Raw genomic sequence first — 15,582 nt, 5'->3', positions numbered from 1 at the left:
TCCTTCCCCATTCGTAGCGAGAAAAACACCATGTATCCGAAGATCGATTTCACCTACCTGTCCGAAGCCGACATGATCGCCGCTGGTGTCCTGGATGCCGCGCGTTGCGTGGATGTGTGCGAAGAAACCTTCAGCCTGCTGGGCAAGGGCGACTACCTGATGGGCGGCGCCAACCACAACAGCCACGGCCTGAACATTGTGTTCCCCAAGCAAAGCCCGTTCCCCAACATGCCGGTTGCCGGCCCCGACCGCCGCTTCGCCGCGATGCCGGGCTACCTGGGCGGGCGCTTCGATGTGTGTGGCAACAAGTGGTACGGCTCGAACCACGCCAACATGGAAAAAGGCCTGCCGCGCTCGGTGCTGACCATGATGCTCAATGACAAGGATACCGGCGCGCCGCTGGCGCTGATGTCCGCCAACCTGCTGAGCGCGGCGCGCACCGGCGCGGTGCCCGGTGTCGGCGCCCGCCACCTGGCCAACCCGGGCAGCCGCAAGCTGTCGGTGGTCGGCTGCGGCCCGATCAACAAGGCATGCTTCTCGGCGATCATCACCCAGACGCCTGCCATCGACGAAGTGGTGTGCTTCGACCTGTTCCTCGAAAAGGCCAACGAGTTCGCTGCCTGGGTAAGCGAAACCCATGGCATCCGCGCCCGGGGTACCGACGACACGGAGACGGGGTTCCGTGACGCCGATGTGATCACCGTGGCCGCCTCCCGGCTCAAACCGTTGTACTTCAAGGATGAATGGATCAAGGCCGGTGCCACCGTGCTGGTGTCCGGGCCGGTGCTCACCGACGACAGCTTCCTCACCAGCGCGCGCATCGTCTACGACCACACCCAGTTGCACGAAGCGTACGTGGAAGACGCCGTGGCGTCCGGCAACAAGGACGCTTACTACAGTGGCGTGATCGGCGGCCCGCTGTACCGCCTGATCGACGCCGGCAAGCTGCCGGCGCTGACCGAGTCCACCGGCCTGGGCGACGTGGTCAATGGCGTCAGGCCCGGCCGCAGCAGCGCCTCCGATCGCGTGATTTTCATCGCCTGCGGCATGGCGGTGTTCGATATCAGCTGGGGCTATGAAGTGCTGCAAACCGCCAGCGTCAATGGCATCGGCACCAGGCTCAACCTCTGGGACGCGCCGCATCAGGGCTAGTACCGCGATAGACGCACCCATGCTCCGTATCTGAACGACAAAAGGAAGCCTGCCATGACGCAGCAGCTCGATCTTTCACGCTTTGCCATCAACCAGATCACCACGCCGTCCTGGTCGATGCCCCAGGCCATCGACGGCTATGCCCGCCAGGGTGTCAGCGGCATCGCCGTGTGGCGCAACTTCATGGACGACTACGGTGTGGCCCAGACTGCACGCCACCTTAAGGATGCCGACATGTGGGTGGCGTCCCTGTGCACCAGCGCCTGGTTCAACGACGCGGCCTCGGCAGGCGGAATCGCCAAAGGTATCGAGGCCAACCGCAAGATCCTCGACCAGGCCGCGCAGATCGGCGCGCCCTGCGTGGTCATGGTGGTCGGCGCGATGCCGGACGGCGAGAAGGACATCGCCGCGCACCGCGCCCGCATTCGCGACGCCCTTGCCGAACTCACCCCGCATGCGCGTCAGGTCGGGGTGAAGCTGGGCCTGGAGCCGCTGCACCCGATGTATGCCGGGAGCCGCAGCGTGCTCAACCGCATCAAGGATGCCAACGACCTGTGCGACCTGCTGGGTGACGACACCAGCATGGTGGCCGATACCTACCATTGCTGGTGGGACCCGGATTTCGAAGCCGAGCTGCGCCGCACCGGCAAGCAGCGCCTGAGCACCTTCCACCTGTGTGACTGGCTCGCCGAAACCCGCAACCTGCGGGACCGCGGCATGGTCGGCGATGGGGTGATCGACTTCGCCCGCCTGCGCAGCGTGCTCGACGACATCGGCTACGACGGCCCGTTCGAACTCGAACTGTTCTCGGAGCTGGACTGGTGGAAGCGCGACCCGGAAGAAACCGTACGCATCGGCATCGAGCGCTGCGCACCTTTCGTTGGCGCTCGCCTGCGCTAACCCGTTCCCGTTCGCTGCCGAGGGCTTTGCGATGAGCGCGTCGAATGTAGTGGATGTGCATACGTTTCTGGATGCCCGACCGATAGGTCGTCAGCAATGGCGGGTCATCGTGCTGGGGCTGTTGATCCTGGTACTGGACGGCTTCGACACGATGATGATGGGCTTCATCGCGCCGGCGCTGATCCAGGATTGGGGCTTGCAGCGCCAGGTGCTCGGGCCGCTGATGATGAGCGGCCTGGTCGGGTTGTCGCTGGGGTCTTTGTGTGCCGGCCCATTGGCCGACCGCCTCGGTCGGCGCTGGGTGATCATCCTCTCGGTGGCGTTCTTCGGGTTCTGGTCACTGGCCTGCGCGTTCGCCCAGGACCTGACCATGCTGACCCTCGCGCGCCTGCTGACCGGTGTGGGGCTGGGCGCGACCATGCCCAACATCACCACCTTGCTGGCCGAGTGCGCGCCGCTGCGGCGCCGCTCGACCCTGGTCACCTCGACCTGGTGCGGGTTCGGCCTGGGCGGGGCTTTGGGGGGGCTGCTCAGCGAGTACCTGATCGAGGACTATGGCTGGCAGGCGGTGTTCGTGGCCGGTGGGGTATTGCCTTTGCTGCTGGCCGTGGCCTTGTTGGCGCTGTTGCCGGAGTCGCTGCGCTTCATGATCCAGGCGGGCAAGCCCCAGGCGCAGATCGTAGCCGCGATCAATGCCCTAGCCCCCGGCACTGCCGATGCACGAACCCAGGCCATCAGCACCGAGCACAGTGACCTGGGTAAAGCCCGCCAGGGCCTTGGCAGCGTGTTGAAGGGGCCGTATCGCCTGGGGTCGCTGATGATCTGGCTGGCGATGTTTGCCGGCTTTCTCAACCTCTACCTGCTCAGCAACTGGCTGCCGATCACCGCGCAGTCTGCGGGCATGACCCTGTCCCAGGCCGCGTTGATCGGCGCGGTGCTGCAACTGGGCGGGGCGGTCGGCGATTTCAGCGTCGGCCTGAAGATGGACCGCTGGGAGCAGAACAACGTGGTCAGCCTGATGTTCGCCGGCAGTGCGGCGATGTCGCTGCTGATCGCGATCTGGGCCGGGCATGCGTGGGCGCTGTATGTGCTGGTGTTCAGCCTGGGCTACTTCATGATGTCTGCGAATGCCGGCTGCTTTGCCCTGGCGACCAACTTCTACCCCACTGCGATCCGCGCCACCGGGGTCAGCTGGGTTTTCGGCATCGGCCGCACCGGGGCGATTCTGGGGGCGGGCGCGGGGGCCTTGATGATGGGCTGGAACTGGTCGATCACGCATATCTTCCTGTTTCTGTGCCTGCCCTCTTTGATTGCCGTCATCGCGATTCAGTGCAAGCGCCTCTGTGCGCTGAGAGCGCCGTCTACGACTGCAGTGTCAAATGTGCCGGATGATGAGAGATAGCTTTCGAGTCACGCAGTGGCCGCAGGGCCTCTATTACGAGGCTCCCAGCTCTGTAATAAAATGACATAACTGCACGCATACCAGGATTCAAATTTGTATGCTGATCTGTATGCATGCGACAATCTGTCCTTTGGTAACCTTGGAAGGACTGTAAACGTGGTAGACGATGTGATTCCGAGCCGTCTGGGGCGCGCGTGGCTAGCCACCCTCGGGGCGATTATTCTGTTGGCGGGCCTCTACTTCATCGGGGGCGGTGCCTGGTTGGCATCGTTGGGCGGGAGCTGGTACTTCCTGATCGCTGGCGTTCTGTTGATTGCAGCAGGTGCCATGATCATCCGGCGCCGTTTCGTCGGCGTGTTGCTGGTGGCGGTAGCCGTTGCCTATACCGTTATCTGGGCGCTGCTGGATGTCGGCCTGAAGTTCTGGCCGCTTCTGTCGCGTGTATTCGCTTTCGCAATCATGGGTGCTGCGGTGGCGTTATCGGTGCCGCTTTTCACGCGTGCTCGCAAAGCCCGTGTAACAGGCGCGGCACTGGGGGCGGTGGCTTCGGTGGGGATCGTGCTGACAGCCATCAGCGCTTTCCAACCCAAGAACATCATTCGTGATGCCGAGTCTGTAGCAGCGGCACAAGATGTTGTGGTCGAGAAAACCGAAGGCGAAGCTGGCGACTGGAAAGCCTGGGCGGGTGACAACCATGGTTCGCGCTTCTCGCGCGTGGGTGATATCACCCCGGCGAACGTCAAGGACCTGAAAGTTGCCTGGACCGCACACACCGGCGAGGCCGTGGTGCCGGGCCTGGGCGATGCCGAAGATCAGAACACGCCTCTGCAGGTGGGTGACAGTTTGTACGTTTGCACCACCTACAGCACCGTCATTTCCTACGACATCGATACCGGCAAGGAAAACTGGCGTTACGCAGCAGGCAAAGGCAACTCGACCTACCAGCGCTGCCGTGGCATGGCTTACTTCGATGCCACCACCGCCAAAAAGTCTGCGGGTGTACCGGGTGCCGAAGCTGATGCCCCACTGGATGTATCCGTCAGCCCGCAACGCCTGATCTTCCCTACCGGCGATGGTCGCCTGGTGGCCATTGACGCGCACACGGGCAAGCCTGTCGCCAACTTTGGTGACAACGGTGCCGTCGACCTGAAAGTCGGCATGGGCGAAGTCAAGCCTGGTTACTACCAGCAGTCGTCCTCGCCGCTGGTTGCCGGCAACCTGGTGATCGTTGGTGGTCGGGTAATCGACAACTTTGAAACCAACGAGCCACCGGGTGTGGTGCGGGCTTTCGATGCGGTAACCGGTACGCTGGTCTGGGCGTGGGACCCGGGTAACCCGCAAGTTACTCGTGAGCCTCTGTCGCCTGAGGGCTATACCCGCGGTACGCCAAACGTCTGGGTAGGTATGTCCTACGATGCCGAGCTGGGCATGGTTTACCTGCCTACCGGCAACGCCACGCCTGATTTCTGGGCAGGTTTCCGTACCGATGCCGACGACAGATACGGCTCGTCCATCGTAGCGGTCAACGTTGCCACTGGCCGCCCGGTGTGGTCGTTCCAGACTGTCCACCATGACATCTGGGACTTCGATGTCACCGGCCAGCCGCTGGTGTATGACATCGCCAACGATGATGGTTCGGTGTCCAAGGCACTGTCGGTCACTTCCAAGACCGGCATGATCTACCTGCTGGACCGCACCAACGGCAAGCCACTGGCCGATATCAAGGAACTGCCGGTGCCGCAGGGCAACCTGCCGGGTGAGCGCTACTCGCCGACCCAGCCGCACTCCGTGGGTATGCCGAACATCGGTAACCAAACCCTCAAAGAGTCCGACATGTGGGGCGCAACCCCGTTCGACCAGCTGATGTGCCGCATCATCTTCAAGTCGAGCCGTTACGACGGTGTGTTCACCCCGCCGGGCGAAGACTGGGCGATCCAGTACCCGGGTTCGCTGGGTGGCATGAACTGGGGCGGTGTTTCGGTTGACCCAACCACCAACCTGATGTTCGTCAATGACCTGCGCCTGGGCCTGCACTACAACATGGTTCCGGCCAAGGATATCCCGCCTGGCACCGGCAGCAGTGAAGGCATGGGTATCATCGTGCAGAAGGGTACGCCGTTCGGTACCTGGCGCGAGCGCTTCATGTCGCCGTTGGGCGTTCCGTGCCAGGCGCCGCCCTTCGGTACGTTGTCGGCCGTCAACCTGAAGACCCACAAGCTGGTCTGGCAGGTACCGGTAGGTACGGTGCAGGACACTGGCCCTCTGGGTATCGCTACTGGCCTGCAATTGCCGCTGGGCATGCCGACCCTGGGCCCATCGCTGGCCACCCAGTCGGGCCTGCTGTTCTTTGCCGGCACCCAGGACTTCTACCTGCGCGCCTACAACAGCCGCACCGGTGAAGAAGTGTGGAAGTCGCGGTTGCCGGTTGGCAGCCAGAGCGGGCCGATCACCTACCGTTCGCAGAAGACCGGCAAGCAGTACGTTGTCATCTTCGCCGGTGGTTCGCCGCACTCCGACAAGCGCGGTGACAGCGTGATCGCATACGCCTTGCCATAAACAAGCCAGGCAGCACGTGTACAAGCGGCCCAGGCACGGTATTGCACCGGCCTGGGGGAATGCCAGTCAGTTAAGCCTATAAGGCACATTGGGGCTGCTGTGCAGCCCATCGCCGGCAAGCCAGCTCCCACAGGTACCGCGCAGATTTCAAGCTTTGCGCGGTCTTTGTAGGGGATTGCCCAGCCCATTGGGCTGCGCTGTGGCGCAGAAAACTGATGCCCGGCGCACCGCGTACCCTGTGGGAGCGGGCGTGCCCGCGAAGAATCCAACGCGGTGCATGGCACCGGCTGCGCCGGTGTTCGCGGGCTCGCCCGCTCCCACAGGTACCGCGCAGATCTCAAGCTTTGCGTAGTCGCTGTGGGAGATTGCCCAGCCCGTTGGGCTGCGCTGTGGCGCAGAAAACTGATGCCCGGCGCACCGCGTACCCTGTGGGAGCGGGCGTGCCCGCGAAGAATCCAACACGGTGCATGGCACCGGCTGCGCCGGTGTTCGCGGGCTTGTCCGCTCCCACAGGTGTTGCGCAGATCTCAAGCTTTGCGCAGTCCCTGTGGGAGCTGGCTTGCCGGCGATGGGCCGCAAAGCGGCCCCGGATGGCTTGACTGACTGGCACTACGGGCTGGGCCGTTTTTTTTCTATGGTAGCAATGCGGGAGGGGGTATTCAGATGTTCAGCCGGGACGGCCAAGGGCCTGCCAGGGTGGATACTGCTCGTACCTCACGCCACCGACATGCGCGCGGTAAGGTTCTGCTGCATGTAGTCCAAAAAGCGCCGCTGGAACAGCATGGTGTGCTCATGGGCAGCGGCTTCTGCGGCATCTGCATCGCGTGCTGCGATGGCATTGATGATTTCATCGTGGTCGCGACCCAGTTTGTGGGTGCTTGCCGTACTTACGATATGGTCGAAGTGCAGGTGAAGCAGGCGCTGACCTTCACCCAACAGGCGCTCGTAGTAGTTGATGAAATAAGGGTTGCGACCGGCGTGGGCAATGGCCATGTGGAAGGCCTTGTTCAACTCCGACATGGACTGGAAGTCACCCGTGGTTACTGCCTTGAGGTAGTCGGCGTCGGCCTTGCGGATTTTTTCGAGATCTTCCGGGCGATGTTGAGTGGCTGCCAGGCGCGTGACTGCACGTTGCATCAGGTCCAGTGCAGAGATGTAGTTGGGGAACTCTTCAATCTCGAACGGTGTAACCAAGGTGGTACGGTTCGGAAGGATGACCACCAGGCCTTCAGTAATCAGCCGTGCCAATGCATCCCGCACGGGGGAGCGAGACAGGCCGAACTGGGCGGCAAGCGATACTTCGTCAAGTTGCACCCCGGGCTTGAGCTTCAGGGTCAGGATCTGCTTGCGCAACTCTTCATAGATGTAGCGCCCACTGTGGCGACGCACGCCACCTTCTTTATCATTATCTTTGCTCATCATCAGGTCTCATCAGCTTTGGCCTGTATCATACAGGCCGGGCCTTGTCATGGTGCAACTCCTGGCGGCCGCCCAATGAGTCATGGCAGTCGCGGTTTCAGGTGCTTTCCATCCAGGTATCGGACAGTGTGAAGCCCGCTGGATAAGGGTCGGTAGGGTCTATGCCCATCTGATAGAAGCCGGTAATCCACGCTTGACCCGCAATGGCGGGAATCACCGCAGGGTAGGGGCCGACCTCGCCCAGGCTTTCGATACTACAGGTGAACCGGCTACCGGTGATCGACTCATGGATGAATGACTCACCAGGCGCAATCAGCCCGCGTGCGTGCAGCAAAGCCAGCCGCGCCGAGGAGCCGGTGCCGCAAGGGGAGCGGTCACAGCGCCCCGGTGAGACGACCACGCAGTTTCTGGCACTGAGTACACCGCTTTCACGGCGCAGCGGGCCCATGAACTCGGTATTGGTGATGCCCGGAATCGCCGGGTTCAGCGGGTGCTCTACAGACAGTTGCTCAACGGCTGCCTGCTTGATGCGTTGCCCCACTTCGCACAGTTCCCGGGCTTCGGACGGGGTTATGCTGAAACCCAGGTCTGCGGCCTCGACCATTGCGTAGGTCATGCCACCATAGACGATGTCGACCCGAACGGTACCCAGCCCTGTTACCTCAATGGCGCGGTCGCGGTAGTAGCAGAACGCAGGCTGGTTGACCAGGCGCACACTGGTAACCTTGCCGTCCTTGCATTCGCAGCGGACGCGAATGAGCCCCGCCGGGGATTCGAGCGTAAGCTGTGTCACCGGCTCGTGCATCGGCAAAATACCGGTTTCGAGCAGTACCGTCGCCACGCACATGGTGTTTGAGCCCGACATGGCGGGATACTCGGTAGTCTCGAGGATCACATAGCCCATGTCTGCTTCGGGGTGATTGGAGGGCAGAATGATGTTGGCATTGTGCCAAACCGCGCCTCGCGGCTCGAACAGTACCAGTTTGCGTATATGGTCCATGTGTGTTTCCAGATGGACCCGTTTGTCGAACATGGTATGGCCTGCCACCTGGCCCACACCCCCGACTATGACCTTCCCGCTTTCACCTTCGGCATGACAATCCACTACAGACAGCACTTGCTTGAAACGCATGGTTTTACTCCGTTGAGGGCATCAGAAAGCCGTGCCCAGGTACCCGGGCACGGCGCAGGGGCAATGCGGTCAGCCTTCTCCCCAGGTGTCGCTGAGCATGAAGCCAGCAGCGAGCGGATCATCCGGGTCGACCCCCAACTGCTGAAGGCCGTATAACCAGGCTCGCCCGGTTACCCGTGGCAGTACAGCCGGCTTGCCGCCGACTTCTGTATGGCCGAGCAGGGCGATCTGGAACTGGCCGCCAATGGTCGACTGCGAGACCAGGTGGTCCCCGACCTGAACCTTTCCGCGCGCGGCCAGTGTGGCCAGGTTGGCCGAGCTGCCGGTACCGCAGGGGGAGCGGTCCACCCGGCCAGGGGGCAGGGTGGTGCACGTCTGGTAGGTGCGATCATCCAGGCGGTTGCGGAACATCACGTACGCCACCTCGTTCACGGACGGAAGCAGCGGGTGCTGGATGTTCAGTTGCCGGTTGATCACCCCCCGCAGCGCTACGCCAGCATCGGCCAGCTGCCGGGCATTTTCCGGTGCAATCGACAGCCCGACCTGCTCAACGTCGATCAGCGCGTAGTACACACCGCCGAACGCCACATCGATCCTGATCGTGCTGAAGGCTTCGGTTTCGATCGCCAGGTCCAGGTGCTCGACAAAGGCCGGCACCATGTCCAGCGACACGTTCAGGCAGCGGCCGTCTGCGCACTGGGCGCGAGCGGTGACCAGGCCTGCTGGCGTGTCGAGCACTACCGTGGTTTCCGGCTCCTGCATGGGCACCATGCCCAGTTCGAGCAGGGCGGTGACCACGCAGATGCAGTTGCTGCCTGACATCGGGTGGGCCTTGTCGGCCTGTAGCACGATGAAGCCGGCTTGAGCCTCGGGCCGGGTCGGCGGCAGCAACAGGTTGACCGACATCTGCAGGCAGCCGCGCGGCTCCAGCGTCACCAGGCGGCGCAGGCTGTCGTCGACTTCGTTGATGTAGTTCATCTTGTCGAGCATGGTGGCACCCGGGACGCCGATGACGCCCCCGGTGATGACCTTGCCGATTTCGCCTTCGCAGTGCACCTCAGCCAGCTGAAGCGTCTGTTTCCAACGCATGGGTGTTACCTCACTTGATGTACCAGCCCCAAGGCTGTTCGCTGTCGTAGCGGGTGATCTGCTTGGTTTCCAGGTAGTTGTTCAGGCCCCATTCGCCCAGCTCGCGGCCGATGCCGCTGGTCTTGTAGCCGCCCCACGGTGCTTCGGTGAAGGTCGGTTGCGAGCAGTTGATCCAGACGATGCCGGCGCGGAACTTGCGTGCGACACGTTCGCAGCGTTCGATGTCCCTGGACATGACCGCGGCACCCAGGCCGAATCGCGAGTTGTTGGCCGACTTGACCGCTTCTTCTTCGGTGTCGAACGGGCGGATGCACACCACTGGGGCGAAGATCTCTTCGTTCCAGATCCAGCTGTCTTCCGGCACATCGGCGAACACGGTCGGTTGCAGATAGAAGCCCTTGTCCAGATGCGCCGGGCGTTCGCCACCGCAGACCAGGCGCGCACCTTCTTCCAGGCCGCGGGAGATGGCTTTGAGTGTACCTTCGTATTGGCTGCGGTTGACCAGCGGGCCAAGCAGCACGCCTTCTTCCATGCCGTTGCCGATCTTGATCTTGCGGGTTTCCTCGGCCAGGCGCTTGAGCAGCGGCTCATAGGCCGAACGCTCGACCAGCACGCGGGAGGTTGCCGAGCAGACTTCGCCCTTGTTCCAGAAGATGCCGAACATGATCCACTCGACGGCTTTTTCAATGTCGCTGTCGGCGAAGATCACAAACGGCGACTTGCCGCCCAGTTCCAGGGTGACATTCTTGATGTCCTGGGCCGCGGCTTGCATGATGCGGCTGCCGACCGGCACGCTGCCGGTGAAGGCCAGCTTGTCCACACCTGGGTGGGCGGTGAGGGCGGCACCTACCTTGGAGCCTGGGCCGGTGACGATGTTCAGCACACCAGCAGGTAGGCCGGCTTCATCGGCGATGCGGGCCAACTCCAGGGCGGTCAGCGAGGTTTGCTCGGCGGGCTTGAGGATGATGCTGCAACCTGCGGCCAGGGCCGGGGCGATCTTCCACGAAGCCATCAGCATCGGGAAGTTCCACGGCACGATGGCGCCGGCGACGCCGATGGGCTCTTTACGGGCGAGCGAGCTGAAACGGTCGTCGGACAGGGCCACAGGCTTTTCGCGGTTGCGGTCCAGCTCTTCGGCCAGGTTGGCGTAGAAGTCGAAGCAGCCGGCCGTGTCGCCGATATCCCACATGGCTTCCGGGAACGGCTTGCCGTTGTCGCGCACTTCCAGTTCGGCCAATTCCTCCTGGCGGGCACGGATGCCGTCGGCGATCTTGCGCAGGTACTCGCCACGCTCGGCACCGCTCAGGCGTGGCCACGGGCCCTCGTCGAAGGCAGCGCGGGCAGCCTTCACCGCGATATCGATGTCTTCTTCGCTACCCGAGGCCACGCGAGTGATCAGGCTTTCGTCGCTTGGGTCATACGAATCGAAGCTGCCGCCCAAAACAGGGCTGACCCATTGGCCATTGATGTAGAACTGGTCGTAGCGGTTCATGCAGTACCTCCAATAAGGGCGAAGCGACGAGCGCTGAAAGCAGACAGGTTTTGTGCCGGTGTACGGTTTGCCGCCAGGTCGGCGACCAGGCGGCCGGTGGTGGCGCCCAGGGTCAGGCCGAGCTGGCCGTGGCCGAAGGCCATGATCACGTTGCTCAGGCGGGGCGAGCGGTCGATGACCGGTTTGGTGTCTGGCAGGAACGGCCGATAGCCGACGCCGAACTCCATCCCTTGGGTATTGAGTTGTGGCAGCACGCGGCGGGCCTTTTCCATGATGATTTCGGCGCGCCTGAAGTTAGGTTCGGCGCCAGGGGCGGCGAACTCGATGGTGCCGCCGATCTGCAGGCCACGGGTCATCGGGGCGAAGCAGAAGCCGCCATCGGCGTAGATCACCGAGTGGCGGATTTCTACATCAGGCGTGGGCAGCACGGCCTGATAGCCCGCAATGCCGGCCAGCGGAATGTTCACCCCAAGGCTGTCGAAGAACGGGCGAGCCCCGGTTCCGGCCGCCACGACCACGTGGTCGGCTGGCAGGCGGGTGCCGTCGGCCAGGGTCACGCCGCTTGCACGGTCGTGGTTTTCGTCGATCTTCACGGCTTTCTGACGCAGGCGCACGCCACCTTGGGCGATGAAGCTTTCGGTCAGTGCGGCAATGAAGCCTTCGGTATCGCTGACGGCGCGCCAGTCAGGGAACATCAGCCCATGCTGGAATTTACCGGCCAGTGCCGGCTCCAGGTCGCCAATGGCGGCGCCGTCGAGTTCTTCGGACTTGAAGCCCAACTGCTTGCGTAGCTCCAGGTGCGGGCGCTCGTGGGCCAGGCCGGCTGGCGAGTCGAACACTTCAAGGATAGGGCGGTCGCCCAACAGGGTTTTGTCCGGGCAGGCATCCAGCAGCGGGGCGTAGTCGGTGTAGACGTGTTGGGTCAGGCGTGCCATGTCCTCGGCGATCTCATGGATCTTCGACGAACGTGCGCAAGCCAGAAAACGCAGGAACCAGGGCAGAATGCCAGGCAGGGCGCTGGGGCGCAGTGCCAGTGGGCCTTTCTGGTCCAGCAGCCAGCCCGGGATCTTCATCAGAATGCCCGGCTTGGACAGTGGAATGACTTCACTGACCGCCATCTGACCGCAACTCCACTTGGCGGTACTGTCGCCCGGTGCGGCGGGGTCGATGAGCGTGACCTTGTGGCCTTCGCGCTGCAGGTACAGCGCGCAGCATACACCGACGATACCGCCGCCGATGACTACGGCGTTCTGCGATGACGATTGTGGGGTGTTCATGGGTTTGTCTCGTATCCAGAGAGATTGCGAAGGGGCCGCCGGGCGGCCCCGTGTTGCCTTACTGCTGCGAAGCTTCGAACACTTTACGGAACTCGGCTTTTTCTTCATCGGTCAGTGGCAGCAGTGGTGCGCGGGCGTTGCCGACCTTGAAGCCAGCCAGCTCGGCGCCGTACTTGACCTTCTGCACGAACTTGCCGCTTTCCAGGTTGGCCATGGCCGGGAACAGGCTGCGCATGACTTGCTGGGCGCCACGGATGTCGCCGCTGGTGAAGGCTTTGTGGAAGGCCACGACCTTCTCCGGGAAGATGTTGGCCGGGCCGCAGATCCAGCTGTCGGCGCCCCACAGGTAGAAGTCCAGCGCCTGGTCGTCGGAACCGCAGGACAGCTGGATGCCTTTGTATTTTTCACCGATTTCGATGGCGCGCAACAGGTTGCCGCTGCTCTCTTTGATGCCGATCACACGCGGGTGCTCGTGCAGGGCGGCAATCACGTCCAGGCCGACCTCGACGTTGGTACGGATCGGGTAGTTGTAGAGCACCACATTGATCTCGGGGAAGGTCTCGAGAATGGTGTTGTAGTGCGCCAGCAGCTCTTCCTGGGACGGCAGCGCGTAGTACGGAGGGGCGATCAGCAGGTTGGTGTAACCGGCATCGACGGTCTGCTTGATCTGCTCCAGCACTTCGCGGGTGCAGGAACCGTTGGCGCCGGCGATCAGGGTGCCGCGGTCGCCGACCACTTCCTTGACGGTAGCCAGGATCTGGCGGCGTTCTTCATTGGCCAGTGCGTAGTATTCACCGGTCGAGCCCAGTGGCACGAAGCCGCTGACACCGGCCTTGAGTTGGTGCTCGAGGATCGACGCCAGGGTGTCGTGGTCGACTTTGCCAGCGGCGTCGAACGGGGTGACCAGGGCGGGCAGGATGCCATTCAGTTTCATGGTGGTTCTCCAGGTTATCAAGGGAGGTTTAGTAGGCGTAGCGGCGCAGCAAGCGCCCTTCGACCACGCCGACCATGCGGGTCAGCGGGAAGGCCACGAGGAAATAGATGACCGCTACCGCCGAAAGGAACTCGACCGGGCGGGCAGTGCTGTTGGAAATGTTCTGGCCGACGAACATCAGGTCAGCAACGCCCACCGAAGAGATCAATGCGCTCTCCTTGAACAGGCTGACGATGTTCGACAACAGCGGCGGCACCGAGCGCAGCAGGGCCTGCGGGAAGATCACGTAGAGCACCTTCACCTTCGACGTCAGGCCCAGCGCGGTGCAGGCGTCATGCTGTTCACTGGCGATCGACTTGAGTGCGCCACGGAAGGTCTCGCTGGTGATTGCACCCATGTACAGCGTCAAGGCGATCAGCACCGACACGTACGGCGGGATGTCCAGGCCGAATACCACCGGGAAGCAGAAGAACACCCAGAACAGCTGGATCAGCAACGGCGTGCCGCGGAAGAACTCCACATAGAGGGTCAGCGGCAGGCGCACCAGTTTGAGCTTTACCTGGCGCAGCAGGCTGACCGCAAAACCAAGCAGGCTGCCGAGCAGGGCGCACACGCCGGTGAACGCCAAGGTCAGGGCCAGGCCCTTGAGCAGTACGGGCCAGTAGCCCAGCACAACCGAAAAATCGAGTGGCATGGTGGTTTCCTCAGCGCTGTCCGGCCAGTTCCTGGCGGCGCTCGAACCACTGCACCAGCTGCGCGATCGGCAGCGACATGGCGAAGTAGATGAGGGCGATCAGGGTGTAGGTTTCCAGGGGGCGATAAGCCTCGGTGGCCAGGCTCTTGCCCACGTACATCAGGTCGGCGACCGCGACGATGGCCACCAGTGCGCTTTGCTGCAGGGTGCCGATACCGTTGGTGATCAGCACCGGCAGCGCGCTGCGCAGCGATTGCGGCAGGATCACGTACAGGGTGCGTTGCCAGCTCTTCAAGCCCAGGGCGATCGAGGCGTCCAGGTGCTCGCGCGGCACTGCCTGAACACCGGCGCGGTACGCCTCGGCATTGAACGCGGTCAGGTTCAGGCCCAGCGCCAGGAAGCCCATGGCAATGGGGTCGATGAACACGTCGAACAGCATCGGCACGCAATAGAAGAACCAGACGATCTGCAACAGCGCCGGGGTGCAGCGGAAGAACTCGATGAACAGCTGTGCGGGCCAGCGAATGAAGAACCAGCGGCTCAGTGTCAGCAAGCACAGCAGGAAGCCGCAGACGACACCGATCAGGTTCGAGACCAGCGCCAGTTCCAGCGTTACCTTGAGCCCGTCAAGCAGCGCCGGGAAGGTGCCGCTGAGGAAATTGAAGTCGAATTGGTAGTTCATGGCAGTGCCCTCACTCGAAATGCACGACCTTTTCCAGGAACTCGCGGGTGCGGGCTTCCCTGGGCTGGGTGAAGATCTGTTCGGGGTGGCCTTGCTCGACGACCTTGCCGTTGGCGCAGAACACCACGCGGGTGGCGATATGGCGGGCGAAGTGCATGTCGTGGGTGACGATGATCATCGCCATCTTCTGCTCGGCCAGCTGCATCATCACGTTCTGCACTTCGATGACCATTTCCGGGTCCAGCGCCGAGGTCACTTCATCGAACAGCATCAGGCGCGGTTCCAGCATCAGTGCACGGGCGATGGCCACGCGCTGCTTCTGGCCGCCGGAAAGCTGGCTGGGGTAGGCGTGCAGTTTGCTTTCCAGCCCCAGGCGGGCGAGATAGGCGCGGGCTTTTTCGGTGGCCTCGGCCTTGCTCAGGCCATGGACCTTGACCGGCGCCAGGATCAGGTTGCCCAGCACTGAGAGGTGCGGGAACAGGGTGTAATGCTGGAACACCATGCCGATCTGCTTGTGCAGCACCTCATCCAGCGGTTTGCCCTGTTTGCGCGCACCGTCGATGTAAGGTTTGCCCTGGAACTGGATGCTGCCGCCCTGGATGCCTTCCAGCCCCATCAAAACGCGCAGCAACGAACTTTTGCCGCTACCGGACGGGCCGATGATCACCAGGCGATCATCGGCGCGCATGTCCAGGTTCATCTGGTCCATCACCACCAGCTGCTCGCTGTAGGCCTTGCGCACGCTGCGCAATTGGATGAAATCGCCGTTCATGTCGGAATTCGGGCTGAGCGAAGCCTGTGGCTGGGAAGCCACCAAATGAGGAGTGGTCATTACAGTCGTCTCCGGAGGGGC

The 15,582-nt window shown here is 62.7% G+C and carries 13 protein-coding genes; 4 read left to right on the top strand and 9 right to left on the bottom strand.

Translation table 11 applies throughout. From position 1 onward, the window contains the following. The first annotated feature begins 30 nt into the window (after window positions 1–30). The 4 genes from ACQKPZ_RS06010 to ACQKPZ_RS05995 all read left to right on the top strand — a co-directional run bounded on the left by ACQKPZ_RS06010 (window position 31) and on the right by ACQKPZ_RS05995 (window position 6,010). Entirely contained in the window at window positions 31–1,152 is a 1,122-nt protein-coding gene (locus ACQKPZ_RS06010) for a tyramine oxidase subunit B (protein WP_427536142.1), read from the top strand. Window positions 1,153–1,206: 54 nt separating this feature from the next. Further along, window positions 1,207–2,052 (top strand): sugar phosphate isomerase/epimerase family protein, encoded by an 846-nt coding sequence (locus ACQKPZ_RS06005; RefSeq protein WP_391131552.1) that lies wholly within the window; start codon window positions 1,207–1,209, stop codon window positions 2,050–2,052. 31 nt (window positions 2,053–2,083) lie between these two features. After that, entirely contained in the window at window positions 2,084–3,454 is a 1,371-nt protein-coding gene (locus ACQKPZ_RS06000; protein WP_427536140.1) for an MFS transporter, read from the top strand. A 156-nt stretch (window positions 3,455–3,610) separates the two neighbouring features. Further along, window positions 3,611–6,010 carry a membrane-bound PQQ-dependent dehydrogenase, glucose/quinate/shikimate family gene (locus tag ACQKPZ_RS05995; protein ID WP_427536138.1) on the top strand — a complete coding sequence of 800 codons (2,400 nt, stop codon included), beginning with the start codon at window positions 3,611–3,613 and terminating at the stop codon, window positions 6,008–6,010. A gap of 714 nt (window positions 6,011–6,724) precedes the next feature. On the opposite strand, the gene ACQKPZ_RS05990 is transcribed toward ACQKPZ_RS05995, so the two are convergent. From ACQKPZ_RS05990 to ACQKPZ_RS05950, 9 genes are all read right to left on the bottom strand, one after another. Next, on the bottom strand, window positions 6,725–7,429 hold the full coding sequence (locus ACQKPZ_RS05990; RefSeq protein WP_427536136.1) for a GntR family transcriptional regulator: 705 nt from the start codon (window positions 7,427–7,429) through the stop codon (window positions 6,725–6,727). 97 nt (window positions 7,430–7,526) lie between these two features. Beyond that, window positions 7,527–8,561, bottom strand: coding sequence for a proline racemase family protein (locus tag ACQKPZ_RS05985; protein WP_427536134.1), 1,035 nt, complete (start codon window positions 8,559–8,561; stop codon window positions 7,527–7,529). A 69-nt stretch (window positions 8,562–8,630) separates the two neighbouring features. Beyond that, a complete protein-coding gene (locus ACQKPZ_RS05980; RefSeq protein WP_427536132.1) occupies window positions 8,631–9,650 on the bottom strand; it encodes a proline racemase family protein in 1,020 nt (339 codons plus the stop codon). Between the two features lie 10 nt (window positions 9,651–9,660). Beyond that, entirely contained in the window at window positions 9,661–11,142 is a 1,482-nt protein-coding gene (locus ACQKPZ_RS05975; protein WP_391131541.1) for an aldehyde dehydrogenase family protein, read from the bottom strand. Then, window positions 11,139–12,419 carry an NAD(P)/FAD-dependent oxidoreductase gene (locus ACQKPZ_RS05970; RefSeq protein ID WP_427536130.1) on the bottom strand — a complete coding sequence of 427 codons (1,281 nt, stop codon included), beginning with the start codon at window positions 12,417–12,419 and terminating at the stop codon, window positions 11,139–11,141. The genes ACQKPZ_RS05975 and ACQKPZ_RS05970 overlap by 4 nt, the downstream gene beginning before the upstream one ends. Before the next feature lie 58 nt (window positions 12,420–12,477). After that, window positions 12,478–13,353, bottom strand: coding sequence for a 4-hydroxy-tetrahydrodipicolinate synthase (gene dapA, locus ACQKPZ_RS05965; RefSeq protein ID WP_279839681.1), 876 nt, complete (start codon window positions 13,351–13,353; stop codon window positions 12,478–12,480). Window positions 13,354–13,381: 28 nt separating this feature from the next. Continuing rightward, window positions 13,382–14,047 carry an amino acid ABC transporter permease gene (locus tag ACQKPZ_RS05960; protein WP_391131536.1) on the bottom strand — a complete coding sequence of 222 codons (666 nt, stop codon included), beginning with the start codon at window positions 14,045–14,047 and terminating at the stop codon, window positions 13,382–13,384. Window positions 14,048–14,057: 10 nt separating this feature from the next. Next, window positions 14,058–14,729, bottom strand: a complete 672-nt coding sequence (locus ACQKPZ_RS05955; protein WP_427536128.1) for an amino acid ABC transporter permease — start codon at window positions 14,727–14,729, stop codon at window positions 14,058–14,060. Between the two features lie 10 nt (window positions 14,730–14,739). Beyond that, window positions 14,740–15,561: an amino acid ABC transporter ATP-binding protein gene (locus ACQKPZ_RS05950; protein WP_427536126.1), complete on the bottom strand. Its 822-nt coding sequence runs from the start codon at window positions 15,559–15,561 to the stop codon at window positions 14,740–14,742. Between the last annotated feature and the right edge of the window lie 21 nt (window positions 15,562–15,582).

The organism is Pseudomonas sp. NPDC089547, from assembly GCF_050280665.1.
GTDB lineage: Bacteria > Pseudomonadota > Gammaproteobacteria > Pseudomonadales > Pseudomonadaceae > Aquipseudomonas.
The sequence above is the reverse complement of the archived record's forward strand: the minus strand, read 5'-3'. Positions and strand labels throughout refer to the sequence as shown.